Below are 26,854 nucleotides of genomic sequence, written 5' to 3' on the forward strand. Positions count from 1 at the left end.
GATGTGGGAGGTAGGAGGTGGGTTATGGGAACACCGTCTAACAACCGCGGAGATGAACACACGGCCGGCCTGAGCGTGGGGAATCTGGAAATCTGGTCCGAAGCCATGGACGCCGTGGAGCTGGCCTACGCCTTGACCCAAACCTGGCCTGAAGCCGAAAAATACGGCCTGACCTCGCAAACCCGGCGTGCAGTCGTTTCCATTCCCGCCAACCTTGCCGAGGGAGCGGGTAGGGGAACTCGAAAAGAAAAGTCGCGCTACGGCCGGATCGCCCTCGGCTCGCTTTACGAGCTCGATACCCTGTTGCAAATCGCAGTGAGGTTAGGTTTCGCAAACCCCGAGGAGACTGCTGGTTTGCGCGCCGACCTTGCCAGATTGGCAAAGAGACTGAACGCCTACATCCGCCATCAGGAGGAACAAAAATGAGCCAATCGAATAAACCCACCTCCCACCTCCCACCTCCTACCTCCCACCCCCCACTCCCCACCCCCCACATCCTCCTCGTCGACAACTACGACTCCTTCACCTACAACCTTGCCGACTACCTGGGCCAGCTGGGGGCGCGGCTGACCGTCTGGCGCAACGACAAGTTCCGGCTCGAGGACGTGGACAGGCTGGCTCCCGACGCCGTGGTCATCTCGCCGGGGCCGGGCACGCCCGAAGAGGCCGGCCTCTCGATCCCGCTCGTCAAGGAGTACGCCCCCAGGTTGCCCATCCTCGGCGTCTGCCTGGGCCACCAGGCCATCGGCGCCGCCTTCGGCGCCAAGGTGGTGCCGGCTCCGCGCATCATGCACGGCAAGACCAGCCCCATCGAACACTCGGGTCAGGGCATCTTCATGGGCCTGCCCAACCCCCTCACCGCCACCCGCTACCACTCGCTCGTGATCGACGAGCTGCCGGGCAAGCTGGAGGTGCTGGCCTGGACGCCCGAAGAGGGGCAGCAGACCGTGCAGGCGGTGCGGCACGTGCGCTTTCCCACGGTCGGCGTGCAGTTCCACCCCGAGAGCATCCTTACCGAGCTGGGGCTGCAGCTTCTGGTCAACTGGCTCGGCGAGGTCGGGCTCTACTGGAAGACCCACCCACGGGAGGAGGAGCGATGAACACGTTGCACAAGGTGCTGGACGGCAAGCCGATGACCCAGGACGAGGCCCGGGCGCTGATGGAGCGGATGATGGCCGGCGAGCTGAGCCCGGTGCAGACGGCGGCGCTGCTGGCGGCGCTCAAGGTGCGCGGGGAGACGCCCGACGAGATCGCCGGCTTCGCCCACGCCATGCGCGAAGCGGCTCGGCCGGTGCGGGTGGCCGGCGAGCTGATGGACGTGGTGGGGACCGGCGGCGACGGCGCCGGCACCTTCAACATCTCGACCACCGTCGCCTTCGTGCTGGCGGCGGCCGGCCTCAAGGTCGCCAAGCACGGCAACCGGGCGGCGAGTTCGCGTAGCGGCTCGGCCGACCTGCTCGAGGCCCTCGGGGTCAACATCGAGCTGGAGCCGGAGCGGGTGGCCCGGGTGATCGAAGAGGTGGGCATCGGCTTCCTCTTCGCCCGCACCCACCACCCGGCCATGCGCCACGTCGCCCCGGTGCGGGCCGAACTGAAGACCCGGACCGTCTTCAACGTCCTGGGGCCGCTCACCAACCCGGCGCGGGCGCAGTACTTCCTGCTCGGCGTCTACAGTCCGGAGCTGCTCGAGCCCATGGCCTACGCCCTAAGCGAGCTTGGCGCCCTGGGGGCCTGGGTGGTCCACTCGCGCGGCACCGACGAGCTGACACTGGGGGAAAACGAGGTGGTGGAGCTGAGGAACGGCCGCCTGCGGCGCTTCACCTTCCGCGCCGCCGACTACGGGCTGGAGGAGGCCCCGCTCGCGGCCCTGGCCGGGGGCGCGCCGGAGGAGAACGCCGCGCTCACCCGCCGCATCCTCGCGGGCGAGGAACGGGGCCCAAAGCGGGACGTGGTGGCGCTCAACGCCGCGGCCGGCCTGGTGGCTGCGGGCCGGGCGGACAGCCTGGAAGAGGGGCTCGAGGCCGCGGGGCGGATCCTCGACGAGGGGGAGGCCGCCCGGGTGCTCGAGCGGCTGGTGGAGGCCACGCGCGCCCACGAATAGGCCGCCCGGTTCCCCGGGCGGCGCGGAGGTCCGGCGGCGCCAAAGGTCAGCCGTTCGGGACGCAGATCGTGTTGCCGCCCGCCGTGATGCAGACCTGTGTGGGCGTCCACGTCACGTCGAACGTGACGCTGGTCCCGTCGCAGTCGGTGCCCGTGTAGGTGGCGCTGCCGCCGTCGATCATTCCGCCGTTGAAGTGCACGCCGCTCAGCGTCGCCTGCAGGCTCCAGCCCGTGCAGGCGGGACCGCTGCCGCTGAAGTCGCCGGAGGCGTTCAGGGTGCCGTTGCCCCAGGGGTCGGTCGCGGTGTCGGGCGCCCAGGTACCGCTGAGGTTGTAATCGAAGGCGTAATTATCGGTGTCGTTGACGACGATCCTCCAGTTGCCCACGTAGGTGAAGCCGTAACCGCCGCTCTGCTTGACGAAGTCGTGCTGGGTGAGGGTCCAGGTCCAGGTCAGGGACTGCCCCCCGCCGCTGTAGCCCCACTCGACGACGCCGTTCACCTTGATGCCCGCCGCGGGGTCGGCGTCGTCGGGGTCCTGAACCTTGAGGTTCCGGTACTCCCAGTAGCCGCTGAACGACCCCTCGGTGCCGCTGTAGCTCCAGCTGCAGCGGCCGTCGTAGGTGGCGTTCACCGGGATGCCGTCACCGTCGGTGTCGGTGAGGGTGCCCGTCACCGTTACGGAGCCGCAGTCCCAGCTCGCCACGTCCAGCGGCGCCGTCCCCGAGGAGAAGGGCAGCAGCAACAGGGGTACGGGGATGCCCACGCGCCCCAAGGGCGCCGATACGTCGTAGAGCTGTTCGTTGGCGGTGCTCAAGGTCCCGGCCACCTCGCGCGGATCGATGGAGGAGGTCCCCCCTCCACCGCTCGGAGCCTGGGTTCCGCAAGCCGCCAACAGCACCGTCAGGACCGCGCCAACGAAGATCCACCGCTTCTTCATCGCTTCACCTCCTCCGCTGTTCGATCCGGATCGGCGCGCGACGGAAGCACGGATGCGCAGGATGTTCGCTGTTCACTCCAATTTTATCACTCCCCGGAAGCGAACCCCATGGGGCCCGCCCTTCCGCGGTCCTGGAATAGACTGGACCCATGCGACCCCTGGTCTTCGTACTGCTCCTCGGCCTGCCCGCCCTGGCCCAGACCCACGTCTTCCACACGCCCATCCCCATGGACCGGGTGCAGGGCGTCTTCGCCATGCAGGGGGCGGGCGCGCTCGACTTCGGCCTCGATCCCGCCGCCCGCGCGGGCGGCTTCCTGGACCTCTGGGCCTACCGCGGCCGTTTCGCGATGAGCGCGGTTTCGGTGTCGAGCCCCATCCCGGCCGCGGGCCTGTGCTACACCGCGGCCCTCGACTACCTGGGCTGGACCCTGGTGAACGAAACGACCTACCGCATCCGCTACGGCGCCGGCGGCGGGGCCCAGCTCTGCCGGTTGCGCGACGTCCACGGAACGGAGCTCCGCCAATTCCGGCCGCTGGTCGAGGGCGTGGCGAGCCTGCAGTACCGGGTCTTCCCCAACGTGGTGGGCGACGTCAGCCTGAGCGCGGGCTGGCCCGAAGGGCTGGGCGCGGCGGTGGCCTTCGGCTTCGCCTTCTGAGTGGACGGGTTCCCGACAAACGGGCTTTGCATTGCTAAAGAATTGCGTGGCTCACTGCGTCCTCATGTCGACGGAATCGCGCCCGGGTGGTATAATGAAACGAGTGAGGTAGGCACGACGTTGACAAGCACAAAGGGAGGACAATGAGCAAGTACGACGCCTCGAGCATCAAGGTGCTCAAGGGGCTGGAGGGCGTGCGCAAGCGCCCGGCGATGTACATCGCCGGCACCGGCACGGACGGTTACCACCAGCTCCTCACCGAAATTCTGGACAACTCCGTCGACGAGGCCCTGGCGGGTTACGCCGACACCATCAAGGTCACCCTCCACAAGGACGGCTCCGCCAGCGTGGAGGACAACGGCCGCGGCATTCCCGTGGACGTGATGGCCGGCGAGGGCAAGCCCGCGGTCGAGGTGATCTACACCGAGCTGCATGCCGGGGGCAAGTTCGAAGAGGGCGCCTACAAGGTCTCGGGCGGCCTCCACGGCGTGGGCGCCAGCGTGGTCAACGCGCTCACCGACTGGATGGTCGTCGAGGTGTGGCGCGGCGGCAAGCACTACCGCATCGAGTTCGCCCGCGGCGAGGTCAAGAAGCCGCTCGAGGTCGTGGGCAAGGCCCCCAAAGGCAAGACCGGCACCCGGGTGCACTTCATGCCCGACGCCACGATCTTCGAGGAGGGGCTCGAGTTCGACTACCGCCGGGTGCGCCGGCGCGTGCGCGAGGTCAGCTACCTGGCCGGCGGCCTGCGCATCGAGCTGGCCGACGAGCGCAGCGGCAAGCAGGAGGTCTTCCACGACAAGGGCGGGGTGGCGAGCTTCGCCAAGGCCCTGGCCGAGGGCGAGGACTTGCTCTACGACAAGCCCGGCCGCCTCAGCGGCCAGGTGGACGACGTGGAGGTGGACGTCGGCTTCATCCATACCAAGGGCTACACCACCCAGCTGCTGAGCTACGCCAACATGATTCCCACCCGCGACGGCGGGGTGCACCTCTCGGGCTTCCGCGGCGCCTACACCCGAGCCATGAACCAGTACGCCAAGAAGGCGGGGCTGCAGAAGAACGGCCAGCCCAAGCCTTCGGGCGACGACCTGCTCGAGGGGCTGTTCGCGGTCATCTCGGTCAAGATCCCGCAGCCGCAGTTCGAGGGGCAGACCAAGGGCAAGCTCCTCAACCCCGAGGCCGAGCGCGCGGTGAGCAGCGTGGTCTACGAGAAGCTGATGGACTTCCTCGAGTCCAACCCGCGCATCGCCAAGACGATCTACGACAAGGCCCAGCGCGCCGCCCAGGCCCGCGAAGCCGCCCGCAAGGCGCGCGAGCTGGTGCGCCGGCAGAACCCGCTCGAGTCCGACGACCTGCCGGGCAAGCTGGCCGACTGCCAGACCGAGGAGCCCGACGAGGCCGAGCTCTTCATCGTCGAGGGCGACTCGGCGGGCGGCTCGGCGAAGCAGGGGCGCGACCGCCGTTTCCAGGCCATCCTGCCGCTCCGAGGCAAGATCCTGAACGTCGAGAAGGCCAACCTGCAAAAGGCGCTCAAGAACAACGAGGTGCGGGCGATGATCGCCGCCATCGGCGCCGGCATCCAGGGAACCGGCGACGAGGCCCACTTCGATGTCGACAGCGTGCGCTACCACAAGATCATCCTCATGACCGACGCCGACGTGGACGGCTCGCACATCCGCACGCTGCTGCTCACCTTCTTCTACCGCTTCATGCGCCCGATCATCGACCGCGGCTACCTCTACATCGCCCAGCCGCCGCTCTACAAGCTCAAGGTGGGGCGCAGGAGCGAGTACATCTTCGACGACGAGGCCCTGAAGGCCGCGCTCAAGAAGGTGGGCGACAAGAAGTACGAGATCCAGCGCTTCAAGGGTCTGGGTGAGATGAACCCCGAGCAGCTGTGGGAGACCACGATGAACCCCGAGACCCGGGTCCTCAAGCAGGTGACCATCGAGGACGCCCTCTACGCCAGCGAGATCTTCGAGGACCTGATGGGCGCCGACGTGCAGCCGCGGCGCGAGTTCATCGAGGAGAACGCCAAGTTCGCCGAGCTGGATGTGTAATTGGTACGTGGTGCGTGGTTCGCAGTACGTCGTAGGGGCGGGCCCGTGGGCCCGCCCAATCAGTACTTAGTTCGTGGTGCGCAGTTCTTGGTAACTGCATCGCCTGTAGCGGGTAGCCCGTGGCCTCTGGTGGTCCTTCAACGACAACGAAACGTCGGCTTATCGCGCAGCATGGACCCCTGCTTTCGCGGGAGCCTGCCCTGAATCAAGTTCAGGGCAGGCTCCCGGATCTCCCTCGGCCATCAGGCTCGGTCGTCCGGGGATACAGGAAAGGCAGGATGTAGGGGGTGGGATGTGGGAGGTGGGGCTTGTTTTTCAGAAGCACACGAACGGGCTTGGGCGCGACGCATCAGAACACGATGTTGGGTTTTCCTACCACCTACCCCCTACACCCCACATCCCGGCGAAGCCGACCCATCGGGCCCATGCGCGTCATTGCTCCACGGTTTGGTTGCCGCGAAATAATACTCCCTCCCCTGGGGTGGGGGTTGTTGGTGATGCTTGGGCCAAAAGCTGGTCGCTGGTGCATGGCCGGCCCACACCCCACATCCAGCATTCCAGCAAACAACCCCCCTCTGGCGGCTACGCCGCCATCTCCCCCAAGGGGGAGGCTTTAAGGTCGGCCGTCAAACAAACCGCAGCGTTCACCATGCTTTAAGCTCTGGATTCCAGCTCGCGCAGGCCAAGGGCCCGCTTGGCTGGAATGACGAATTACTCGCCGCGAAATAAACCTCCCCCCTGGTGAGGGCCCGGGGAGGGGTTGTGGGCGCTGACCGGGTCCAGCGTTCGACGCCGGTTCGTGGCCTGCCCCTGAGGAAGCGGGCGTTGCGCCGTATCCCCGACGTACCTGTGGGGCGGGCCTATGTGTCCGCCCGAACGGTACGGAGGCAACTTCTTCGCATACAATGGACCCAAAGCACGACCGAAGGGACGGTGCTCCGTGGACTCAGCCCCTCTGCTGCTTCCCCTGCTCGACGCGGCGCTCGCGGCCCGCGGCCACCTCGAGCCCGCCGACGTCGAGGCCGCCGCGCGCGAGGCGCGCGTGCCCCTGGCTCAGGCCTGGGAGGCGGTGCGCTTCTACCCCCGTTACCGCACCGAACCCCCCGAGAAGCGCTTCCTGCTGGTGGACGACCCGGTGGTCCGCGGCCGCGACTTCGCCCGGCTCTGGGCCGAACTTGAGGACGCCGCGCCGCGCGCCGAGGCGCGCGCCGGCACGGTCTACAGCCAGGGGCTCGAGGCCGTGGGTCCGGCGCTGGTGATCGAGGAGCGGGCCCGCTGGCGCGTCTTCGCCCCGGTGCAGGTCGCCGACCTGCGGGCGCTGGCCGTGGGCAAGCTGCCCCCGCACGAGCTGGAGGCCCTGCCCGCCGAGCTGGCCCGCGCAGGCGGAGTCCTCTTCGAGCCGCCCGACCCGCTCCCCGAGTTTCCCGGCGCCGACGCCCTCATCGGCGCGGTGCGCGAGGCCGGCCTGCGGGGGCTGGGCGGCGCGCTCTTCCCCACCGCGCGCAAGCTCGAGGCCGTGCGCGCCGAGGCCGCAGACGCGAAGTACGTGGTCGTCAACGGCGACGAGTCCGAGCCCGGGAACTTCAAGGACCGCTGGCTGATGGAGCACAACCCCCGCCTCGTCTGGGCGGGGGCGGCGCTGGCGGCGCGGGCGGTGGGCGCGGGCGAGATCGTCTTCTACGTCCGCGGCGAGTACGCCGCGGCGCACGCGCGCGTGGAGGCGGCGCGGGCGGAGCTGGAGGCGTCGGGCTATTTCGAAGGGCTGAAAACGCAGACCTTCCGCGGCGGCGGGCTCTACATCTGCGGCGAGGAGAGCGCCCTGCTCGAAAGCATCGAGGGCCGCCGCGCCGAGCCCCGGCTCAAGCCGCCCTACCCGGCCCAGGCGGGCCTGTTCGGCCGGCCCACGCTGGTGAACAACGTGGAGACGCTGGCGCACCTGGCCTGGATCGCCGCCCACGGCGCGGAGGCCTACCGCGCGCGGCGGCCCAAGCTGTTCTCGATCTCGGGCGACGTGGCCCGGCCCGGGGTCTACGAGCTGCCGCTGGGCACGCCGCTCGCCGGCGCTCTGGAGGCGGCCGGGGGCGCGCCGGAAGACCTGCAGGCGGTGCTGATGGGCGGGGCCGCGGGAACCTTTTTGCGCCTGCCCGACGCCGCCGAACTGCCGCTCGACTTCGAAGCCCCGCGGCTCTCGGGCGACGCGGTGGGGCCGGGGGCGCTGGTGGCCTTCGGTGGGGGCCGCGACCTCTGGGCGGTGGCCGAGGGCATCGCCGCCTTCTTCGCCCACGAGTCGTGCGGCAAGTGCTTCTCCTGCAGCCTGGGCACGCCCCACCTGCACGCGGCCGTGGCCCGGCGCGAACGGGGCCCGCAGCTGGAGGAGCTCTTTCTGGCGCTCGAGCAGGGCAGCCTCTGCGGCCTGGGGCAGGCCGCCCCCTGGGCGGTACGCAGCCTGATCCGGCGCTTCGAGGGGGTGAGGTCGTGAGCAAGGTACCGCTCGTCGTCGACGGTTACCTGGTCCAGGCCGAGCCGGGCGAGACGCTGCTCGACGCGGCGCGCCGCGCCGGGGTGGAGGTGCCCACGCTCTGCCATCACGAGCGCACCGGCACCCGCGGCCTTTGCCGGCTCTGCGTCGTCGAGGTGGAGGGCTGGGGGCGGCCGGTGCCCGCCTGCGCCACCGAGGTGCAACCGAACCTGGTGGTGCGCACCGAGACCGAGGCGCTCGCCGCGTTGCGGCGGGTGGTGCTCGAGCTGCTGGCGCTCGAGACCGACCTGAGCCACGACGCGGGCACCCAGGCCCTGCTCGAGCGCTACGCGGCGCATCCCGAGCGCTGGGGCGCCCCCCTGGCCGGCCGGCGCGAACGCGAACCCGTGCAGGACAACCCCTTCTTCGTGCGCGACTATGCCAAGTGCTACACCTGCCGGCGATGCATCGACGCCTGCGGAGAGGGCGTCCAGGGCGTCTGGGCCTACAGCACGACCGGCCGCGGCCACGCCGCGGTTCCCGGCACCCCGCTGGACCTGCCGCTGCCCGCGACCCCCTGCGTCTTCTGCGGCAACTGCGTGCAGGTCTGCCCGACGGGGGCGTTGGTGCCGTTATCGGAACTCACCCTTGCCGAAGGAGGGGCGCCATGAAACTTCGCGCATTCAGGTTGTGGGAGGTAGGAGGTAGGAAGTGGGAAGACCCACGCCCCACACCCCACCCCCCACTTCCTGCCGGGAGGCACCCATGACCCCCCTCCGCCTCCAGCCCGACCGGGTGGTGCCCACCGTCTGCCCCTACTGCGGCGTCGGCTGCCGGGTGGACCTCTACGTCAAGGACGAGCAAATCTACCGGGTGATGGCGCAGGAGGGCCCGCCAAACTACGGGGCGCTCTGCGTCAAGGGGCGGTTCGGTCTGGGCTTCTTGCACCACCCCGACCGCCTGAAGACGCCGCTCATCCGCCGCCGCAAGGGGGCCGAGCTCGAGCCCGTCTCCTGGGACGAGGCCCTCGACTTCGCTGCGGGCCGCCTCGCCCGCATCGCCGCCGAGTCGGGCCCCGACGCCCTCTACTTCGTCTCCAGCGCCAAGGCGACCAACGAGGAAAGCTACCTGATGCAAAAGCTGGCCCGCGCCGCCGTGGGCACCCACAACGTCGACCACTGCGCGCGGCTGTGCCACTCCAGCTCCACCGCCGCGCTCTCGCGCTCGCTGGGCTCGGCGGCGATGAGCAACACCCTCGAGGAGATCGGCCTCTCGGACGTGATCCTCGTTACCGGGTCCAACACCACCGAGACCCACCCGGTCATCGGCGCGCGGATCAAGAAGGCCGCCCGGGAAGGGGCCTTCCTGATCGTCGCCGACCCGCGGCGCATCGGCCTGGCCGAGGCCGCGGACCTGTGGCTGCGGCTCCGGCCCGGCACCGACGCGGTCCTCTTCGGGGCGATGGCGCGCCACCTGGTGGCCTCGGGCCGCTTCGACCGCGGCTTCGTGGAACGGCGTACCGAAGGGTTCGAGGAATGGTGGCCAAGCGTAGAGGCCTACACCCTCGAGTTTGCCGAGGAAACCACCGGGGTTCCGGCCGGGCGCATCCGCGAGGCCGCCGAGCGCTACGCCGGCGCGCGCGCCGCCGCCATCTACTGGGCCATGGGCATCACCCAGCACGCTCACGGCACCGACAACGCCCAGGCCCTCATCAACCTGGCCCTCCTCGCCGGGCAGCTGGGCAAGCCCGGATCCGGGCTCAACCCGCTGCGCGGCCAGAACAACGTCCAGGGCGCGGGCGACATGGGGGCGTTGCCGAACGTCTACCCCGGCTACCAGCCCGTCGCCGACCGGCAGGTGCGCAAGCGCTGGAAGGCGCTGTGGCACGTGCCCCAGCCGGAGAACCCGGGCCGCACCATGACCGAGGCCTTCGAGTCGATTGGGGATGCGGAAGGCGTGCGGGCCGTCTACCTGATGGGCGAGGACCCGATCACCTCCGAGCCCTACCAGGACCACGTGCGCGCCGCGCTCGAGAAGCTTGACCTGCTGATCGTCCAGGACATCCTGAAGAACGAAACCTTCCCCTACGCCGACGTGGTGCTGCCCGCGGCCTCGTTCGCCGAGAAGCACGGCACCTTCACCAATACCGACCGGAGGGTGCAGCGCATCCGGCCCGTCTTCGAGCCGCCCGGCGAGGCGCGGCCGGACTGGTGGATCACCGCCCAGATGGGCCGGCGCCTCGCCCAGTTGTTCAAACGCGGCTGGAGCGAGGCCTGGAACTACGCGGGCCCCGAGGCGGTGTGGGAGGAGGTGCGGCTCGCGCTGCCGCAGATGTTCGGCGGCCTCGGCTACGAGCGGCTCGAGCGCGAGCCCCTGCGCTGGCCCTGCCCCCACGAGCGCTCGCCGGGCGTGAGCGTGCTCTTCACGGACGGCTTCTACACGCCCAGCGGCAAGGCGCGGCTGCTGCCCGCTCCCTGGCGGCCGCCGGCCGAGCGGCCGGGCGGCGACTACCCGCTCGTCCTCTCCACCGGCCGCGTCCTCTACCACTGGCACGGCGGCACCCTGAGCCGGCGCAGCGACCTGGAACGGGCCTACCCGGAGATGAAGGTGGAGGTCCACCCTGCCGACGCCGAGCGTTACGGCGTCGAAGACGGCGAACCCGTCTGGGTGGTGAGCCGCCGCGGCCGCATCCAGGCGACCGCCTGGGTCACCGACCGCACCCCCGAGGGCGTCGTCTTCGCCCCCTTCCACTTCGCCGAGCAGCCCGCCAACCGGCTCACCCTCGACGCCTACGACCCCACCTCGAAGATCCCCGAGTACAAGTTCGCGGCCGTCCGGCTCGAGCCCGCGGGTACCCCGGAGGCCGCGGAGCCGGGGTAGTAGAATGCGGAGCGTATGTTAGCCATCGACCTATCGGGCAAGAAGGCGCTGGTCATGGGCGTGGCCAACGAACGCTCCATCGCCTTCGCCACCGCCCAAAAACTCCACGAGGCCGGCTGCGAGCTGGCCATCACCTATCAAGGCGACCGCGTGCGTCCCCTGGTGGAAAAGGCCACGCGGCACATGCCCAACATTCGCCTCTACGAACTCGACGTGACCGACGAGGCCCGCCTGAAAGAGGTCATGGCCGACCTGGGCGAGAGCTGGGGCGGCATCGACTACATCGTCCACTCCATCGCCTTCGCGCCGCGCCGGGCCATGGAGGGGCGCTACATCGAGACGACCAAGGAAGACTGGCTGCTGGCCATGGAGATCTCCGCCTACAGCCTGGTCGCGGTCGCGCGCGAGGCCGAGCCCTACTGGAACGCCGGCGGCAGCATGGTCACCTTCAGCTACTACGCCGCCGAGAAGGTGGTGCCCAAGTACAACGTCATGGGCATCGCCAAGAGCGCGCTCGAGGCCAGCGTGCGCATGCTCGCCTACGAGCTGGGCCCGGGGGGCCGGCGCGTCAACGCCGTCTCCGCCGGCGCGCTGCGCACCCTCTCGGCCCGCGGCATCCCCGGCTTCACCTTGCTTTGGGACCACGTCAACGCGGTCGCGCCGCTGAAGCGGCCGGTGACCCACGAGGAGGTGGCCCAGGCGAGCGTCTTCCTGCTCAGCCCGCTGGCCAGCGGCATCACCGGCGAGACGCTCTACGTAGACGCCGGTTACCACATCGTGGGCATCGGCCTCGCGGACAAGGACGTGCCCGGCAACCACACCTGACCTTTGCGGACGCCGCGCGGGCCCGCGGGCCCGCGCTTTTCTTGGGCGGTAGACTAGAGCCATGCGCACCTCCCTGACCGTCGAAGAAGCGCTTGCTGCGGTACTGGAACACACCCGTCCGCTCACGGACGTCGAAGACGTGCCCCTCGAAGAGGCCCTCGGCCGCGTGCTCGCGCGCGACCTCGAAGCCCTGGCCGACCACCCCGACGTGGACAACACCGCCGTGGACGGCTACGCCGCCCGCGCCGAGGACACCGCCGGCGCCGGCCCCGAAAACCCGGTGCGGCTGCGCTGGATCGGCGAGTCGCCCGCGGGGCGACCCTTCCCCGGCCGGCTCGGCCCCGGCGAAGCCGTGAGCGTCTACACCGGCGCGCCCCTGCCCGAGGGGGCGGACGCGGTGGTGGCCGTCGAGGACACCGAGCGCGACGGCGAGTTCGTCGTGCTCTACAAACCGGCCACGCCCAAGGACATCCGCCCGAAGGCCCAGGACCTGCAGAAGGGCCGGGTCTACCTGAAGCGCGGCGACTGGCTCACCCCGGGCCGCGTGGGGCTGGCCGCGGGGATGGGCCACCGCACCCTGCCGGTGGTGCGCCGGCCGCGCGTCGGCGTGCTCTCGACCGGCGACGAGGTCGTCGAACCCGGCACGCCGCTGCCCCCCGGAGGGGTCTACAACTCCAACGCCTACTCGGTGGCCGCGCTGGTGCGCGAGGCCGGCGGCGAACCGGTGCTGCTGGGCAAGGCCAGCGACCGGGTAGAGGCCGTCAAGGAGCAGCTCGCCGCCGTGGGGTCGCTCGACCTCGTCCTCACGACCGGCGGCGTCAGCATGGGCGACTACGACATCGTCCGCCACCTGCTCGAGCGGGAGGGCACCATCCACTTCTGGAAGATCCTGCAGCGGCCCGGCGGCCCCCCCATCTTCGCCGAGTTCGCCGGCACGCCGCTCTTCGGCCTGCCCGGCAACCCGGTGAGCGCGATGGTCACCTTCTTCCTCTACGGCCGCCCCATGCTCTTCAAGATGTTGGGGCGCACCGACCCGCCCTACCGCAGGGTGCGGGCCGTGGCCGAGGACTTCTTCAAGGGCGCCGGCAAGAAGACCGCCTTCCGCCGCGCGGTGCTGCGCTACGACCCCGAGGCCCCCGGCGGTCACCGCGCGGCCAGCGTGGACAGCCAGTCGTCCGGGGTGCTGCGCAGCATGGCGTTTGGCAACGCGCTCGTCGTCGTCCCGCCGCACACCCACGTCGAGGCGGGCGAGGTGGTGGAGGTCATTCCGTTCAATTTCACCTTACAACTTGCATGATTCGGATGCTTCTTTACTCCAGCTGATTGGCCTATGAAGTTGGAATGAACAAATTATATTTTTTATATATGCTAATATTTAAGTAGAAGGAGGGAATTATGAAGCGCTACATGAATCTCGGGGGAGACTCTGGAGTTATAGCCTACTCTATCGGAGTGGATTATATTATAGTTAAGTTTAGAGACTCCACATGCTATACATACACCTATGCTTCAGCCGGTATCGATGCAATAGAAAAAATGAAAGCACTTGCTGAGGCTGGCGAGGGACTAAATTCCTATATTAATCGTTATGTTAAATATAAATATGCAAATAAGGTAAAATGTTAACGCGCGTTATAATAAAAAATTTTAGATCATTGCATGACATTATGCTAACTTTCGAAACAGCATCCACAGTAATTGTAGGAGAAAACGATAGTGGGAAATCCGCCATTTTTCACGCAATATTAGCCGCTACGGGGAAAAGGGAAGTAGATGTTAATGATTTTACAGTTACGCCTGATGATAGTAAAGAATATATTTTTATTTCATTGAAATTTAGCGATTTTACTTTAGATGCGCATTTTTCAAGAGGCAGTAACGATAATGTTGATACTAAGCGTGTGATACGATACTCAAACGATTTTGTAAATAATATTGCTATTTATCTTGATTCGGATGAATACATTTCGCTAGGCAATGCCGAGAAAAAATTTTTTTTACGAGAGAATATTAAACTACTTGGCGGAAAAGCGGGGGGAAATGCGTCCCTATCTACTTTGCACGATAAGCTTAAAGAACTCATTGCTGAATACTTGTCTACTCCACAAGATATTGAAATTAGCAACGCTCCAGTAGATATCGTCTATCTTGATGGTCGCAGTTTTCACGACATTACTAATTTTATTTTTCAAATGGCGCTACAAGAGCGCTTGTCAGACGTATGGTATATCGACACAGAACAAGGTAACTTGAGTGACCTGATACAGGATAATGTAGATAAATTAATAGCTGAGGCAAAAAGTAAAATTCTGGATACTGGTGTAGTTGAAAAGATTGCTATGTATCTTCCAAACGTTAACGACATTGAATTGGATGCAAAGCTCCCATCTCTTCCAAGAATCAATCCATTGTTAAGTGTATTATTCGTAGATGCATCTGGATCGAAAATCGATATCGATAAGATGGGCGATGGAACGAAGCGGCGCGTGACCCTCGCACTCCTGGAGGCCAATGCTACTATAGCATCAGAGCGTGAGCGTGTATATATATTTGATGAGCCCGACACGCACTTACACGCTAAAGCACAATTGCAACTACTTAATATTTTATATCAATTTACAGAGTCAGGCGCGCAAGTATTACTTTCGACTCACTCACCGTTTATTATTAACGCAACAAAACCACAACAAATATATTTATTGAAAAAGAAAGATAACCATTCCATCGTATCTAAGCTAACATCTGCCAGTGCTTCTGCGTCACTTATGTCGGTACTCGGTGTAGCAAATGTCGATATTTTGTTCTCGCGCGTGTTCCTGCTCGTCGAAGGGCAAACTGAGGAAATATTCATACACATTTTATTTGATAAGCTTTGTGGCACGAGCATACAGTCGCGGTTCATTCGCGTGATGCGACGTCCGGGGAACACAGATATTCCACGCTTTGCGGAAATTTTGTCTGATATCGTCCGTCCTGAGATAATTTATATTCTAACAGACAACGATGCGAGCGCGGAATTGGAAAACTTGATTAACGCACTAAGTATTCCTTCTGAAAATGTTTTTTTTATAGGTACAAATGAATTTGAAGATGCCTTTTCTGACGAAGTGATTTATAATAGTTGGAAACAGTATTTAGAGTCGCGTCAACTGCCAGTTCCTAGTTCATGGACGATAGAAAGCATTTCCGAAATAAGAAGCCAAGCGACTTCATCAGGGCAGAAGTTTAGTAAGCTATTGCGCACCCTTAACGCTGGTGGAGCGGCTAAGCTTACTAAACCTTCTTTAGCACAAGCATTAGCCGAATATTGCACCCCAGAAGATTTGCCCATTGTCTTGAAACAACTTATTATTAATACTTTGTGTGAAGGTTGACTACCTCGGTTTGATTTTCGCCCGGCCGTAGGCCATCCGCAGTTTGAACATCGCCCGCTTGTGCAGCTTGGCGGCCTCCTCGGCGGTCACGCCCAGGTTGGCCGCGGCCTGCTCGAGCGGCACCCCCTCGCCCTCGACCTGGACCACCAGCCGCCGTTCGGCCTCCTCGAGCCCGGCGGTGAAGGGTTCCAGGTCGGCCCAGGTGGCCTTGGGGCCGGCCTTCTTCTTCGCCGCGCCCTTTTTGCGGGTCTTCTTGCGCCCGCCGCCCGCCTTGCCGCGCGGCGGACGGTTCTTGAAGTTGGGGTAGGCGTAGTCCTCGCAGTCGGGGTTGGAACACTTCAGGACCTCGCGCTTGCCCTTCTTGACCATGATCCAGCCGCACTTGGGGCAGGTCTGCTCGGTGGGGGGGTCGAAGACCAGGAAGTCACACCCCTGCTTGTTGCAGCGCCAGTAGGGCTTGCCGCGGCGGCTCGTCTTCTGGACGATCTCGCCCTCCTTGCACTTGGGGCAGGTGATGCCGGTGGAGGGCGCCTCGTCGCGGGTGTAGTCGCACTTCGGGTAGGCGCTGCAGGCGATGAAGGAGCCGTAGCGGCCCCACTTGCGCACCAGCGGCGCGCCGCACTTGGGGCAGTCCTCGCCGATCGGCTCGGCCTCCTTCTTCTCCTCCAGGGGCTCGGTGTAGGTGCATTCGGGGTAGCCGGTGCAGCCGAGGAACTGGCCGTAGCGGCTCACCTTGATCTCCAGCGGCCGCCCGCAGACCGGGCAGGTCTTGCGCGGCACCCGCGAAAGCTCCTCGGTGAAGGGTTCGTAGAACTCGCGCACCACCGCGGGCCAGGCCTGCTTGCCCTCCTCGACCTCGTCGAGGCGGTCCTCCACCTGGGCGGTGAACTCGTAGGCCACCACCCGCGGGAAGTGCTCGACCAGGAAGCCGATCACGCGCTTGCCCAGCTCGGTCGGCTTCAGCGCCCGCCCCTGGCGCTCCACGTAGGCCCGGCGCTCGAGGGTGTCGATCGTGGGGGCGTAGGTCGAGGGGCGGCCGATGCCCAGCTCCTCCATCTTCTTGACCAGGCTGGCGTCGGTGTAGCGGGGCGGCGGCTGGGTGAAGTGCTGCTCGCTGGCGAGCTCGACCAGCCGCGCCGGCGCGCCGGCGTCCACCTCGGGCAGGGGTTGTTCCTCTTGCTGGTCGCGGCCCCAGACCCGCAGGAAGCCGTCGAACTTGAGGATCGAACCGGCGGCGCGGAAGGTAAACTTTCCACCCTCAACGGTGATCGCCGTCTGGTCGTAGACCGCCGGCGTCATCTGGCTGGCCACGAAGCGGCGCCAGATCAGGTCGTAGAGCTTGAACTCCTCGTCCGAGAGGAAGGGCTTCACCTGCTCGGGGCGGCGCTGCACCGAGGTGGGGCGGATCGCCTCGTGGGCGTCCTGAACGCCCTGCTTCTTGCCCCGGTAGTAGTTGGGCTTTGGGGGCAGGTAGTCGGGCCCGTACTGCTCGGGAATGAAGGCGCGCGCCTCGGCGATCGCCTCGGGGGCGATGCGCACCGAGTCGGTGCGCATGTAGGTGATCAGGCCCACCGGCCCCTCGGGGCCCAGGTTGACGCCCTCGTAGAGCCGCTGAGCGACGCGCATGGTGCGGCCCGCGCCCCAGCCCAGGCGGCTCGAGGCCGCCTGCTGCAGCGTCGAGGTGGTGAAGGGGGGCAGCGCGTGACGGCGCTTCTCCTTGCGCTCCACCGCGGCCACCTGCCAGGCGGGCACCGCCCTGACCTCGGCCTCCACCGCCCGCGCCTGCGCCTCGGAAGTGATCAGGAAGTTCTCTTTCTTCTTGTCGAGCACGCGTTTGCCGTCGATCTCGTAAAGCTCGGCGGCGAAGCGCGCCCCCGCGTCGAAGGTACCGGTGAGGGTCCAGTACTCCTTCGGCACGAAGGCCTCGATCTCGGCCTCGCGCTCGGTAACGAGCCGCAGCGCCACCGACTGCACCCGGCCGGCCGAGAGCGCCCGCTGACGGAACTGCGCCGAGAGGACCGGGCTGAGGTTGTAGCCCACCAGCCGGTCGAGCACCCGCCGCGCCTGCTGGGCGTCGACCAGGTTCTGGTCGATGGGGGTGGGCTTCTTGACCGCTTCCTTGATCACCCGCGGGGTGATCTCGTGAAAGTGCACCCTGAGGGGCTTTTGCGGGTCGAGGTCCAGAAGCCGGGCCACGTGCCAGCTGATCGCCTCGCCCTCGCGGTCGGGGTCGGTGGCGAGCAACACCCGCTCGGCCTTCCCCGCGGCCTTCTTGAGGTCGCTCACGACCTTTTGCTTTTCCTTCTTGACCACGTACTTGGGCTCGAAGTCGTGCTCGAGGTCCACGCCCAGATCGCGCTGCGGCAGGTCGGCCACGTGGCCGACGCTGGCCTTGACCTCGTAGTTCGGGCCCAGAATTTTCTTGATGGTCTTGGCCTTCGCGGGCGACTCGACCACGACCAGGGTCTTTCCCGACATGAGGCCCAGTATAAACACACCCGGTTAAGAGGATGAAAACCCCGCGCCGCGGCGCGGGGTCGGGGCGAGCGGAAAACCTACTTCAGGCCCAGCTTCTTCCAGTTCTCGAAGACCTGCTGGGGGCTGAGCTTGCCACTGCGCAGCGCCTTCACCTCTTCGGCCGTGAGCGGCTGGAACCCCTTGGGCAGCAGCTTGTCGTTGCCCCAAGCGGTCAGGGTGTAGTTGAGCACCGCCGCCACGTCGGCGTCGGAGAGGTGGCCGTAGGGCGGCATGGCGCCGTTGTAGGTCTTCCCCTGGGCGACGATCGGGCCCTGGAGGCCGAAGAGCACCACCTGTATCAGGAACTGGCGGCCGGCGTCGCCCTTGGCGACGATCAGCGGCAGCTCCTTGGCGAGCGGCGGGAACGCCCCGGGCACCCCCTGGCCGGTGGCCTGGTGGCAGCCGGCGCACTGCGCGTAGACCTGCTCCCCGCTGGCGGCCAGGCCGAGTGCGCCCAGCGCCAGAACCCCAACGAGCATCGCAACTTTCTTCATCGTTTCCCTCCTTCCGGCAAAGCCGGTACGATTTTACTCCCCCCGGCGCGCGGCGACGGTGCCGTTGTCGTTCGTCGGGTGACCCGGGAGCAGGAAGCCAGCCGAGACCACGAAACGCAGGGCGTCCTCGACCTTGATGTCGAGCGGGATCAGCTCGTCCTCGGGCACGATGATCACGAACCCCGAGGCGGGCACCGGGCTGGTGGGCACGACGACGACGGTGTGCCCCGGGGGCAGGGGCTTCAGGCGCTCCTCCACCTTCTGCACCACGAAGCACAGCGCGTAGCTGCCGCGGCGCGGGTACTCCACCAGGGCCGCGCGCGAGAAGTGCACCTCGGGGCGGGTGAAGAAGTTGGTGGAGATCTGTTTGACCGCGTTGTACACGTCCCGCACCAGCGGAACCAGGTTCACCAGCTGATCGAAGGCGGTGAGCAGCTGCCGCCCCACCCAGTGCCCGGCGATCATCCCCACAAAGAGGATGACCGCGGCGGTGGACAAGAGCCCCAGCACCGGCAGGATCGGATGCAGCCAGTCGGGGGGCGTGACCCCAAAGAGGCGCAGCAGCGCCAGGAAGAAGACGTCCGAGGTGTTCCAGATCCAAACCCCCAGGTAGAGGACCACCACCAGGGGCAGGAGCACGACGACACCGGTGAGGAAGTAACGTTCGAGCCTGCGGATCACCCTTCGCGAACCTCCACGCTGTAGCTGCCGTTTTCGTAGCGCAGCACCACGACCTTCTGTTCCCCGTCCTTCTCCACACGCAGCGTCGTCTGGAAGAGGCTGGGGGGCTTCTCCCAGGTGGCGGCCTCGAGCACGCGCCAGCCCGCGTCCTCGAGCGCCGCGAGCAGGTAGCGGCGCAGCGCGTCGAAGTCCTGCGGGTTCTTGAAGCGGCTGAAGCTGAGCTTGCCGGTGTAGCTCTGCTCGTAGATCACGCTGCCCGGCGGCGCGGCCAGCGGCAGGTAGGCGCTGAGGAGCGGCACGCCGCCGGCGCCAGCGATCACCAGCACCCCGGGGGCGGCTTCGGCGGGGGGCAGCGCCCGCTCCCCACCCTGCAGCACGGGGGCGCAGCCGGACACGAGCAGCACCAGCGCGGAAAACCAGACGAGGCTTCGCATCACGCTTACGTTACCCCAGGCGCGGATGAAAAGCTCCGGGAACCAGACCGTATACTGGGGCCATGTCCGAGACCGGGGAAGCCGCCGCCCACCTGGTGGTGGAAAACGTTAGCAAACGCTACGGGCGCAAGCCCGTGCTCGAGGGGGTGAGCTTTTCCCTGGCGCCCGGGGAGGTCTACGCCCTGGCGGGGCCCAACGGCTCGGGGAAGACGACGCTGATCCGCATGGTTACCGGCCTCGCCTTCCCCACGAGCGGACGGGTGCTGATGCTGGGCGAGAACATTCACGAGGGCGGCTTCGCCGTCCGCCGCCACCTGGGCGCGGTCGTCGAGGCGCCGGCGGCCTTCTACCCCTACCTGACGGGGCGGGCCAACCTGGAGCGGCTGGCCTGGCTCTCGGGGCTCGCGGGCGCCGCCGAGCGCATCCGCGACGTCCTCTTCGCGCTCGAGCTGGTCGCCGTGGCCGACCAGCCGGTGGCCGGCTACTCCCTGGGCCAGCGGCAGCGCCTGGGGCTGGCCGCGGCCATCCTGGCCCGGCCCAAGGTGCTCGTCCTCGACGAACCCACGAGCGGCCTCGACCCCGACGGGATCCAGAAGGTGCACGAGATCCTGCGGGAACAGGCCGCCAGCGGCGTCTCGGTGCTGCTCTCCACCCACCACCTGCGCGAGGTCTCGGCCTACACCGACCGCGTGGGCATCCTCGGCGGCGGCCGCCTCATCGACGAGGTGGTGATGGAAGGCGCCTCCGAGCGCCACCGCCTGCGCGTCAGCGAGCCCGACCGGGCGCTGGCGGTGCTGCAGACCCTGCCCTTCGTGGACGGCGTCGAGCGCAAGGGCGAGGTGCTGGTGGCGCGCGGGCCGGTGGACGCCATCGTAAAGGCGCTGGTGGACGACGGCCACCGCGTCTACGAGGTGACGGCCGACTACTTCGACCTCTACGAGTACTACCGGGAGCGGATCAAGCATGTTTAGGTTCGTCGGCTGGGAGATCGTCAAGATGCTGCACCTGCGCTCGGTGCGGCTGGGGCTGGCGGCCGCCTTCGTGCTGCCCATCATCTGGACGCTGGCGCCGGGGCTCAAGCAGGTCTACGGCCTGGTCCTGGTCTCGGGCTGGCAGGTGCCCTCGCTGGCCCTGCTCGCGGGAATGGAGTTCCTCTACCCCTTCCTCATCGCCATGGCCGCGGCCGAGGTGCTGGGCTCCGAGATCAGCATGGGCACGCTCAAACCCCTGCTGCTCAGGCCGCTCTCGCGCACCCGCTTCATCGCCGCCAAGCTGATCGCCGCGCTCGCCTACCCCTTCATGGTGCTGGCGGCGAGCCTGCTCGCCTCGATCCTCGCGGGCCTGCCCCACGGCCTGGGCGGCTTCTTCGGGGGCACCGGCCTGGGCGAGGGCGGCTTCGCCGGGGTGGGGTTTTTGAGCGCGGGCGCGGCCTTCGCCGAGGTGCTCCGGGCCTACGTCTTCGCCGCGCTCACGCTGCTGCCCATCGCCGCGCTGAGCCTGATGTTCGCGGTCTGGTTCAGCTCCACCACCGCCGCGGCGCTGGGGGCGATCGCCACGGTGCTGCTGATGCGGCTGCTCATCGCCTTCCCCGGCTTGAAGCCGCTCTTGCTGACCACCTACCTCGACCTCTACCTGCACCCCGCGGACTGGGCCATGGGGCTCAGCCTGCTCTTCATCTACACCGTCGGCTTCGGGCTGCTGGCGGTGCTGCTCTTCGAACGCAAGGACGTGTGAGGGAGGAACCGTGGGCAAGCTGACCCATTTCGAAGACGGAAAACCCCGGATGGTCGACGTTTCCGACAAGCGGGCCACGGTGCGCGTCGCGCGCGCCGAGGCCGCGGTGAAGCTGACCCCCGAGGCCGCGGCGGCCCTGAAGGAAGGCGGGGTCGGCAAGGGCGACCCGCTCGTGGTGGCCCAGCTGGCGGGCATCATGGCCGCCAAGAAGACGAGCGACCTGATCCCGCTCTGCCACCCCCTGCCCCTTTCCAAGGTCGCCGTCGAGGTGGCCTTCGACGAGGCCGCAGCAAAGGTGCGCATCCTCGCCGAGGCCAAGACCAAGGCCGAGACCGGCGTGGAAATGGAGGCGCTCACCGCCGCCAGCGTGGCGGCGCTGACCGTCTACGACATGCTCAAGGCGGCCAGCAAGGGCCTGGAGATCGAGCACGTGCGCCTGCTCTACAAGTCGGGCGGTAAGTCCGGCACCTGGGAACGCGGCTGACCTCCGAACCCCCGGGGCCGCGGCCGCCTCCTGCGGGCCTGGGGTGTATACTGTATACATCTCAGGAGGTCGCCCGTGCGCATCGAACGCCCCAACCTGGTCCGGGAAGCCGCCTACGAACGGCTGAAGCGCCGCATCCTCGAAGGCGTGCTGCGGCCGGGGGCGCGGCTCAGCGAGCCCGCGCTCGCCGGGGCGCTGGGCGTGAGCCGCACCCCGGTGCGCGAGGCGCTGCAGCGCCTCGCGCAGGAAGGCCTGGTGGAGCTGCGGCCGGGCAAGGGGGCGCGGGTGCGGGTGCTCAGCCCCCGCGAGGTCGAGGAGGTCTACGAGGTGCGGGCGCTCATCGAGGGCGAGGCCGCGGCCCGCGCCGCGGAGCGCTGCGACGAAGCGGGCGTGCGCCGGCTCGAGGCCGTGCTGGACGCGCTCGAGGCGGCCGACCCCGCCGACTACGCCGCCCAGATCGCCGCCGACGAACGCTTCCACGCGATGCTGGTGGCCGCGGGCGGCAACCGCGTGCTCGAGCAGGTCTTCCACGACCTCGACACCGCGCTGGCCCTCACCCGCCAGTTCTCGCGCGACCTCAACCAGACCCCCGAGACCCGTGCGCAGCACCGCGCCATCGTCGCCGCCATCCGCGCCGGCGACGCCGCGGCCGCGCGCGCGGCCGCCGAGGCCCACGTGCAGGCTTTCAAGGCCACCGTGGCCCGGCGCATCCAGGAGGCCCCGTGGACCTAAACCCCCTCTACCGTTCGTTGGTGCTGGGCGTCGCGAACCAGAAGTGGCTCGAGCGCCTGGTGCGCACCCACGGCTGGCGCTTCGCCCGCCGCTACGTGGCCGGCCACACCCTCGAAGAAGCCCTGGACGTCGTGAAGCGGCTCGAAGACCAGGGCATCCACGCCCTGGTGGACCTGCTCGGCGAAATGGTGACGAGCGAGGAGGAGGCCGCGGCCTTCACCGGCGAGATCGTGCGGCTGGTGCAAGCGCTGGGCACACTGCCCTACCCCCGCTGGATCTCGGTCAAGCTGACCCAGCTGGGCCTCGACCTGGACCGCGAACTCGCCCGGGACCACCTGCGCCGGATCCTCGACGCCGCCCGCAAGGTGGACGGGGTCGTCCAGGTGGACATGGAAGACAGCCCCCGCACCGACGCCACCCTCTGGGTCTGGCGCACGCTGCGCGAGGAAGAGGGCTACGAGAACGTCGGCATCGTGCTGCAAAGCTACCTGAAGCGCAGCCCCGCCGACCTGCAGGCGATCCTGCACCTCAAGCCCAACCTGCGGGTGGTCAAGGGCGCCTACAAGGAGCCCGCCGAGGTGGCCTGGCAAGACCGGGGGAAGATCCGCGAGCAGTTCCTCGAGCTCGTGCGCACCAACCTGGCCGCCGGCGGCCACACCGCCACCGGCACCCACGAGGCGGCGCTGGTGGAGGAGGTGCGCGCCTGGGCCGAGGCCGAGGGGATCCCGCGCGAACGCTATGAGTTCCAGTTCCTCTACGGCATCCGCCGTGAGCTGAAGCAGGGCCTCGCCCTGCAGGGCTACACCGTGCGCGACTACCTGCCCTACGGCGAGGACTGGTACCCCTACTTCTCGCGCCGGCTCGCCGAGCGGCCCGAGAACTTGCTCTTCGTCCTGCGCGGCATGGCGCAGGGCTAGGGAAAAGGAGGCGGCTATGACGGTTGAACCCTTCAAGAACGAGCCCATTCTGCTGTTTCAGGACGAGGCGGAGCGCAAGGCCATGCAGGCGGCGCTGGCCGAGGTGAAGGCCCAGCTGGGCCGCGACTACCCGCTCATCATCGGCGGCGACAAGGTGGTCACCGGCGACTGGCTGCCCTCGCACGACCCCTCCGACCCCGCCCGGCTGGTGGGGCGGGCGGCCAAGGCCGGCCCCGCAGAGGCCGACGCGGCGCTCGAGGCGGCCTGGAAGGCCTTCGAGACCTGGAAGCGCTGGCCCCAGGAGCACCGCTCGCGGGTGCTGTGGAAGGCCGCGGCCATCATGCGCCGGCGCAAGTTCGAGCTGGCCGCCTGGATGGTCTACGAGGTGGGCAAGAACTGGGTCGAGGCCATCGCCGACGTGGCCGAGGCCATCGACTTCCTCGACTACTACGGCCGCATCGCCCTGAACCTCAAGGGGCCCGAGGCGGTGCCCCTCCACCCCTACCCGGGTGAGGACAACGAGGCCTTCTACATTCCGCTGGGCGCCGGGGTCTCGATCAGCCCCTGGAACTTCCCCATCGCCATCTTCACCGGCATGCTCGCCGGGCCCATCGCGGTGGGCAACACCGTCGTGGCCAAGCCCGCCGAGGACGCGGTGGTGGTGGCCTACAAGGTTTTCGAGGTGCTCGAGGAGGCGGGGCTGCCCCCGGGCGTGGCCAACCTGCTCCCCGGCATCGGCGAGGAGGTGGGCGCCCACCTGGTGGCCCACCCCGACACCCGCTTCATCACCTTCACCGGCTCGCTCGAGGTCGGCCTGATCATCACCGAGACCGCCGCCAAACGCATCCCAAACCAGAAGTGGATCAAGCGCGTCGTCACCGAGCTGGGCGGCAAGGACGCCATCCTGGTGGACGAGACCGCCGATTTGGACCTGGCGGCGCAGCACATCGTCGCCAGCGCCTACGGCTTCTCGGGCCAGAAGTGCTCGGCGGCAAGCCGCCTGATCGTGGTGGACAAGGTCCACGACCTGCTCATGGAGAAGGTGACCGAGCGCAGCGAGAAGCTGGTCGTCGGCCCCGCCGAGGAGAACCCCGACCTGGGCCCGGTCATCAACGCCGAGCAGGAGGCCAAGGTACTCAAGTACATCGAGATCGGCAAGAACGAGGGCCAGCTCGTCCTCGGCGGCGAGAAGCTGGAGGGGCCGGGCTTCTTCATCGCCCCGACGGTCTTCACCGGCGTGGACCCGCACGCCCGCATCGCCCAGGAGGAGATCTTCGGGCCGGTCCTCTCGACCATCCGGGTCAAGGACTTCGACGAGGGGCTGGAGGTGGCCAACGCCACCCGCTACGGCCTCACCGGCGGCGTCTTCAGCAAGAGCCGCGAGCGGCTCGAGCGCGCCCGGTACGAGTTCCACGTGGGCAACCTCTACTTCAACCGCAAGATCACCGGCGCGCTGGTGGGCGTCCAGCCCTTCGGCGGCTTCAACCTCTCGGGCACCGACTCCAAAGCCGGCGGCCCCGACTACCTGCACCACTTCGTGCAGATGAAGTCGGTCACCGAGCGGTTCTAAACCGGGCCGAACCACCCCACCGGGCGGCGTGCGCCGCCCGGTGACCGTGCAAGGCGGGTCCGCCGCGGCGGCAAGGGCTCTGGCATAATGAAGACGTGGCCGTCAAGGTGGACTACCGCCAGGAGCTCAGAAGTCGGCTCCCCGAACTTCGCGCGCGCTACGGCGTGAAGCGGCTCTTCCTTTTCGGGTCGCGCGCCCGCGGCGACGCGCGCGCGGAAAGCGACCTCGACCTGCTGGTCGAGTTCGAGCGGGTTCCCACCCTCTTTGACCTCGTGCGGCTCGAGCGGGAACTCGCGGACGACCTGGGGGTTCGGGTGCAGGTGGTCACGCCCGGCGCGATCAAACCGCCGCTTAGACCCGCCGTGGAACGCGACCTCGTGGAGGTGTGAGCCCTGAACGGCGGCAAACCCGTCCGCACCTACCTCGAGGACGTCTACGAGAAGGCTAAAAAGACGCGGCGGTTCCTCGGCGACCTCGGGGGACCCGAGGCGCTCGAGCGCGACGAGCGGCGGACCTGCGCGATCGTTCGCGCCCTCGCGGTGATTGAGGAGACGGCGAGGCGCGTGCCCGCCGAATACCGCGCGCCACCCCGAAATTCCGTGGCGCGAGATGGCGGGCTTGCGCGACAAGCTGATCCACGACTACCTGGGCGTGGACGCCTCGGTGGTCTGGGCAACCGTAAAGGAAAGCCTACCCGAGCTGGTTTCCCGGATAGAACCGTTGTTGGAAGAGCGGTGAGGCTGGAAAGCCGCCGCCCCGCCTAGGCCATGCCGCGCGCCCGCGCTTTCGATCCGCTTTCCCTGGCGCTCCAGGGGTCGTTGCTCCTGGCGCTCTGGGGCCTGCCCGCAGCGCTGCTGCCCGCCGACCTGGGGCCGGGGCCGCGCTACCTGGCCCTCGTGCTGCTGCGCTACCTGCTGCTCGGGGCCGCGCTGGCTCGCGAGCGCGGGTGCGGGGCCGCGTTCTTCCTGACCCGCAGGAACCTGCGGGCCGCCCTCACCGACGGCCTCGTCTTCGCGCTGGCCTTCGTGCCCGTCGCCTGGGCCTACGCCCGGCTGACGCTCGGGGGCGTCTACTGGCTTCCCCTGGCCGAGCTTCCGGCCACCCTGGCGGCGGCGCTGCTGCTCGCCGCGCTGCCCGAGGAGCTGGCCTACCGCGGCCTCTTCCTCGGCACGTTGGCGCGCCTGGAGGCGCCCGCCTGGGCCCAGGTCGCCGTGACCTCGGCCCTCTTCGCCGCCCAGCACGTGCGCTACCTGCTGCGCGGCGACCCCCTCACCTTTACCCTCGTCGCTGCCTTCGGCGTCATCGCCGCGGCGATGACGCTGCGCCGCGGCAACCTCGCCGGTGCGGTGATCGCGCACGCTGCGATGAACACGCTGATCTTCGTCTTCATCGGCGGCCGGGTAAGCTCGCTTTGAAATCGAGCTGGGGGCTGCGCTGCGGTTTGGCGTTCGGGCCCGTGCGCGGTATACTGCCCTCTGCCCCCGGTCCGACGCGGCGACCCGCCGTGAACCGGGTCAGGCCCGGAAGGGAGCAGCCCTAAGCGGTCAGGGTCGGGTGCCGTCGGGGTGCCGGGGGCGCTTTTTTTATCTTCCCTCCACCACCCGCGCCACGGCGGACATCTCCAAACCCAAAAGCTGCAGCACGTCGTCGAGGGTGAAGATGCCCACGAGGTTGCCTTCGTAGTCGACGATCGGGTAACGGCGAACCCCCTTGTGCTTGACCTCCTCGAGCGCCTCGAAGAGGCTCATCTGCTCCTCGAGCACCAGCGGTTCCGGCGTCATCACCCGGAAGACCGGCGTCTCGTCGGGGTCCAGCCCCGGACGCACCACCCGCACCACGATGTCGCGGTCGGTGAGGATGCCCACCGGCTTCAGGCCCTCGGCGACCACCACGCTGCCCACGTTCATGTCGGCCATCAGCGCCGCCGCGTCGGTCACGGTCGCCGTCGGCGGCAGGGTGATCACGTCAGCCCGCGCGAACTCCATGAGTCCCATGGTGGCCTC

27 protein-coding genes and 1 other RNA gene are annotated in these 26,854 nt (G+C 67.5%); 22 read left to right on the plus strand and 6 right to left on the minus strand.

The features are described from left to right. Window positions 1–24: 24 nt before the first annotated feature. Genes OCEPR_RS12575 through trpD form a run of 3 tightly spaced genes read left to right on the plus strand, consistent with a single transcriptional unit; the run spans window position 25 to window position 2,101 of the window. Window positions 25–426: a four helix bundle protein gene (locus OCEPR_RS12575; protein ID WP_013458643.1), complete on the plus strand. Its 402-nt coding sequence runs from the start codon at window positions 25–27 to the stop codon at window positions 424–426. Further along, window positions 423–1,100, plus strand: coding sequence for an anthranilate synthase component II (locus OCEPR_RS10210; protein ID WP_013458644.1), 678 nt, complete (start codon window positions 423–425; stop codon window positions 1,098–1,100). The genes OCEPR_RS12575 and OCEPR_RS10210 overlap by 4 nt, the downstream gene beginning before the upstream one ends. Next, window positions 1,097–2,101: an anthranilate phosphoribosyltransferase gene (gene trpD, locus OCEPR_RS10215; protein ID WP_013458645.1), complete on the plus strand. Its 1,005-nt coding sequence runs from the start codon at window positions 1,097–1,099 to the stop codon at window positions 2,099–2,101. The genes OCEPR_RS10210 and trpD overlap by 4 nt, the downstream gene beginning before the upstream one ends. A gap of 46 nt (window positions 2,102–2,147) precedes the next feature. Here the strand turns inward: trpD and OCEPR_RS10220 are convergent, their stop codons facing one another. Next, on the minus strand, window positions 2,148–3,038 hold the full coding sequence (locus OCEPR_RS10220) for a hypothetical protein (RefSeq protein WP_013458646.1): 891 nt from the start codon (window positions 3,036–3,038) through the stop codon (window positions 2,148–2,150). A 149-nt stretch (window positions 3,039–3,187) separates the two neighbouring features. Between OCEPR_RS10220 and OCEPR_RS10225 the strand changes: the two genes are divergently transcribed. The 9 genes from OCEPR_RS10225 to OCEPR_RS12585 all read left to right on the plus strand — a co-directional run bounded on the left by OCEPR_RS10225 (window position 3,188) and on the right by OCEPR_RS12585 (window position 15,288). Then, on the plus strand, window positions 3,188–3,694 hold the full coding sequence (locus OCEPR_RS10225; protein ID WP_013458647.1) for a hypothetical protein: 507 nt from the start codon (window positions 3,188–3,190) through the stop codon (window positions 3,692–3,694). 143 nt (window positions 3,695–3,837) lie between these two features. Then, a complete protein-coding gene (locus OCEPR_RS10230) occupies window positions 3,838–5,751 on the plus strand; it encodes a DNA gyrase/topoisomerase IV subunit B (protein WP_013458648.1) in 1,914 nt (637 codons plus the stop codon). 940 nt (window positions 5,752–6,691) lie between these two features. After that, window positions 6,692–8,230 carry an NADH-ubiquinone oxidoreductase-F iron-sulfur binding region domain-containing protein gene (locus tag OCEPR_RS10235; RefSeq protein WP_041554222.1) on the plus strand — a complete coding sequence of 513 codons (1,539 nt, stop codon included), beginning with the start codon at window positions 6,692–6,694 and terminating at the stop codon, window positions 8,228–8,230. Continuing rightward, on the plus strand, window positions 8,227–8,880 hold the full coding sequence (locus OCEPR_RS10240; protein ID WP_013458650.1) for a 2Fe-2S iron-sulfur cluster-binding protein: 654 nt from the start codon (window positions 8,227–8,229) through the stop codon (window positions 8,878–8,880). Before OCEPR_RS10235 ends, OCEPR_RS10240 begins: the two co-directional genes overlap by 4 nt. A gap of 94 nt (window positions 8,881–8,974) precedes the next feature. Then, window positions 8,975–11,089, plus strand: a complete 2,115-nt coding sequence (gene fdhF, locus OCEPR_RS10245) for a formate dehydrogenase subunit alpha (protein ID WP_013458651.1) — start codon at window positions 8,975–8,977, stop codon at window positions 11,087–11,089. A 15-nt stretch (window positions 11,090–11,104) separates the two neighbouring features. After that, entirely contained in the window at window positions 11,105–11,914 is an 810-nt protein-coding gene (locus tag OCEPR_RS10250) for an enoyl-ACP reductase FabI (protein WP_013458652.1), read from the plus strand. A gap of 61 nt (window positions 11,915–11,975) precedes the next feature. Continuing rightward, on the plus strand, window positions 11,976–13,211 hold the full coding sequence (locus tag OCEPR_RS10255) for a molybdopterin molybdotransferase MoeA (RefSeq protein ID WP_013458653.1): 1,236 nt from the start codon (window positions 11,976–11,978) through the stop codon (window positions 13,209–13,211). Window positions 13,212–13,309: 98 nt separating this feature from the next. Beyond that, window positions 13,310–13,540, plus strand: coding sequence for a hypothetical protein (locus OCEPR_RS12580; RefSeq protein ID WP_013458654.1), 231 nt, complete (start codon window positions 13,310–13,312; stop codon window positions 13,538–13,540). Further along, complete coding sequence (locus OCEPR_RS12585; RefSeq protein WP_013458655.1) at window positions 13,534–15,288, plus strand: ATP-dependent nuclease; 1,755 nt, start codon at window positions 13,534–13,536, stop codon at window positions 15,286–15,288. Before OCEPR_RS12580 ends, OCEPR_RS12585 begins: the two co-directional genes overlap by 7 nt. Here the strand turns inward: OCEPR_RS12585 and topA are convergent, their stop codons facing one another. The 4 genes from topA to OCEPR_RS10275 all read right to left on the minus strand — a co-directional run bounded on the left by topA (window position 15,289) and on the right by OCEPR_RS10275 (window position 19,414). Then, complete coding sequence (gene topA, locus OCEPR_RS10260) at window positions 15,289–17,766, minus strand: type I DNA topoisomerase (RefSeq protein WP_013458656.1); 2,478 nt, start codon at window positions 17,764–17,766, stop codon at window positions 15,289–15,291. A gap of 77 nt (window positions 17,767–17,843) precedes the next feature. After that, window positions 17,844–18,299, minus strand: coding sequence for a c-type cytochrome (locus OCEPR_RS10265; RefSeq protein WP_013458657.1), 456 nt, complete (start codon window positions 18,297–18,299; stop codon window positions 17,844–17,846). Between the two features lie 33 nt (window positions 18,300–18,332). Then, entirely contained in the window at window positions 18,333–18,980 is a 648-nt protein-coding gene (locus tag OCEPR_RS10270) for a DUF502 domain-containing protein (protein ID WP_013458658.1), read from the minus strand. Continuing rightward, window positions 18,977–19,414 (minus strand): hypothetical protein, encoded by a 438-nt coding sequence (locus OCEPR_RS10275; protein WP_013458659.1) that lies wholly within the window; start codon window positions 19,412–19,414, stop codon window positions 18,977–18,979. The genes OCEPR_RS10270 and OCEPR_RS10275 overlap by 4 nt, the downstream gene beginning before the upstream one ends. 62 nt (window positions 19,415–19,476) lie before the next feature. On the opposite strand from OCEPR_RS10275, the gene OCEPR_RS10280 reads away from it, so the two are divergent. The 10 genes from OCEPR_RS10280 to ffs all read left to right on the plus strand — a co-directional run bounded on the left by OCEPR_RS10280 (window position 19,477) and on the right by ffs (window position 26,423). Next, the gene (locus OCEPR_RS10280) at window positions 19,477–20,385 is read left to right on the plus strand and encodes an ABC transporter ATP-binding protein (RefSeq protein WP_013458660.1); all 909 of its coding nucleotides are present in this window, start codon (window positions 19,477–19,479) and stop codon (window positions 20,383–20,385) included. Beyond that, window positions 20,378–21,148: an ABC transporter permease gene (locus tag OCEPR_RS10285; protein ID WP_013458661.1), complete on the plus strand. Its 771-nt coding sequence runs from the start codon at window positions 20,378–20,380 to the stop codon at window positions 21,146–21,148. The genes OCEPR_RS10280 and OCEPR_RS10285 overlap by 8 nt, the downstream gene beginning before the upstream one ends. Before the next feature lie 10 nt (window positions 21,149–21,158). Next, window positions 21,159–21,632: a cyclic pyranopterin monophosphate synthase MoaC gene (gene moaC / locus OCEPR_RS10290; RefSeq protein WP_013458662.1), complete on the plus strand. Its 474-nt coding sequence runs from the start codon at window positions 21,159–21,161 to the stop codon at window positions 21,630–21,632. 75 nt (window positions 21,633–21,707) lie between these two features. After that, on the plus strand, window positions 21,708–22,364 hold the full coding sequence (locus OCEPR_RS10295) for a GntR family transcriptional regulator (RefSeq protein WP_013458663.1): 657 nt from the start codon (window positions 21,708–21,710) through the stop codon (window positions 22,362–22,364). Further along, window positions 22,355–23,281 carry a proline dehydrogenase family protein gene (locus OCEPR_RS10300; RefSeq protein WP_013458664.1) on the plus strand — a complete coding sequence of 309 codons (927 nt, stop codon included), beginning with the start codon at window positions 22,355–22,357 and terminating at the stop codon, window positions 23,279–23,281. The genes OCEPR_RS10295 and OCEPR_RS10300 overlap by 10 nt, the downstream gene beginning before the upstream one ends. 16 nt (window positions 23,282–23,297) lie before the next feature. Continuing rightward, window positions 23,298–24,851, plus strand: coding sequence for an L-glutamate gamma-semialdehyde dehydrogenase (gene pruA, locus OCEPR_RS10305; protein WP_013458665.1), 1,554 nt, complete (start codon window positions 23,298–23,300; stop codon window positions 24,849–24,851). 95 nt (window positions 24,852–24,946) lie between these two features. Further along, window positions 24,947–25,240, plus strand: coding sequence for a nucleotidyltransferase family protein (locus OCEPR_RS10310; RefSeq protein WP_013458666.1), 294 nt, complete (start codon window positions 24,947–24,949; stop codon window positions 25,238–25,240). Window positions 25,241–25,394: 154 nt separating this feature from the next. Continuing rightward, window positions 25,395–25,589 (plus strand): HepT-like ribonuclease domain-containing protein, encoded by a 195-nt coding sequence (locus OCEPR_RS12590; protein ID WP_281004416.1) that lies wholly within the window; start codon window positions 25,395–25,397, stop codon window positions 25,587–25,589. Between the two features lie 29 nt (window positions 25,590–25,618). Continuing rightward, window positions 25,619–26,266, plus strand: a complete 648-nt coding sequence (locus OCEPR_RS10320) for a CPBP family intramembrane glutamic endopeptidase (protein WP_013458667.1) — start codon at window positions 25,619–25,621, stop codon at window positions 26,264–26,266. Window positions 26,267–26,329: 63 nt separating this feature from the next. Continuing rightward, window positions 26,330–26,423: signal recognition particle sRNA small type (gene ffs, locus OCEPR_RS12060), an RNA gene on the plus strand. An 11-nt stretch (window positions 26,424–26,434) separates the two neighbouring features. Here the strand turns inward: ffs and OCEPR_RS10325 are convergent. After that, a complete protein-coding gene (locus tag OCEPR_RS10325) occupies window positions 26,435–26,845 on the minus strand; it encodes a CBS domain-containing protein (protein ID WP_013458668.1) in 411 nt (136 codons plus the stop codon). Window positions 26,846–26,854 lie beyond the last annotated feature (9 nt).

This window comes from Oceanithermus profundus DSM 14977 (assembly GCF_000183745.1).
Classification (GTDB): domain Bacteria; phylum Deinococcota; class Deinococci; order Deinococcales; family Marinithermaceae; genus Oceanithermus; species Oceanithermus profundus.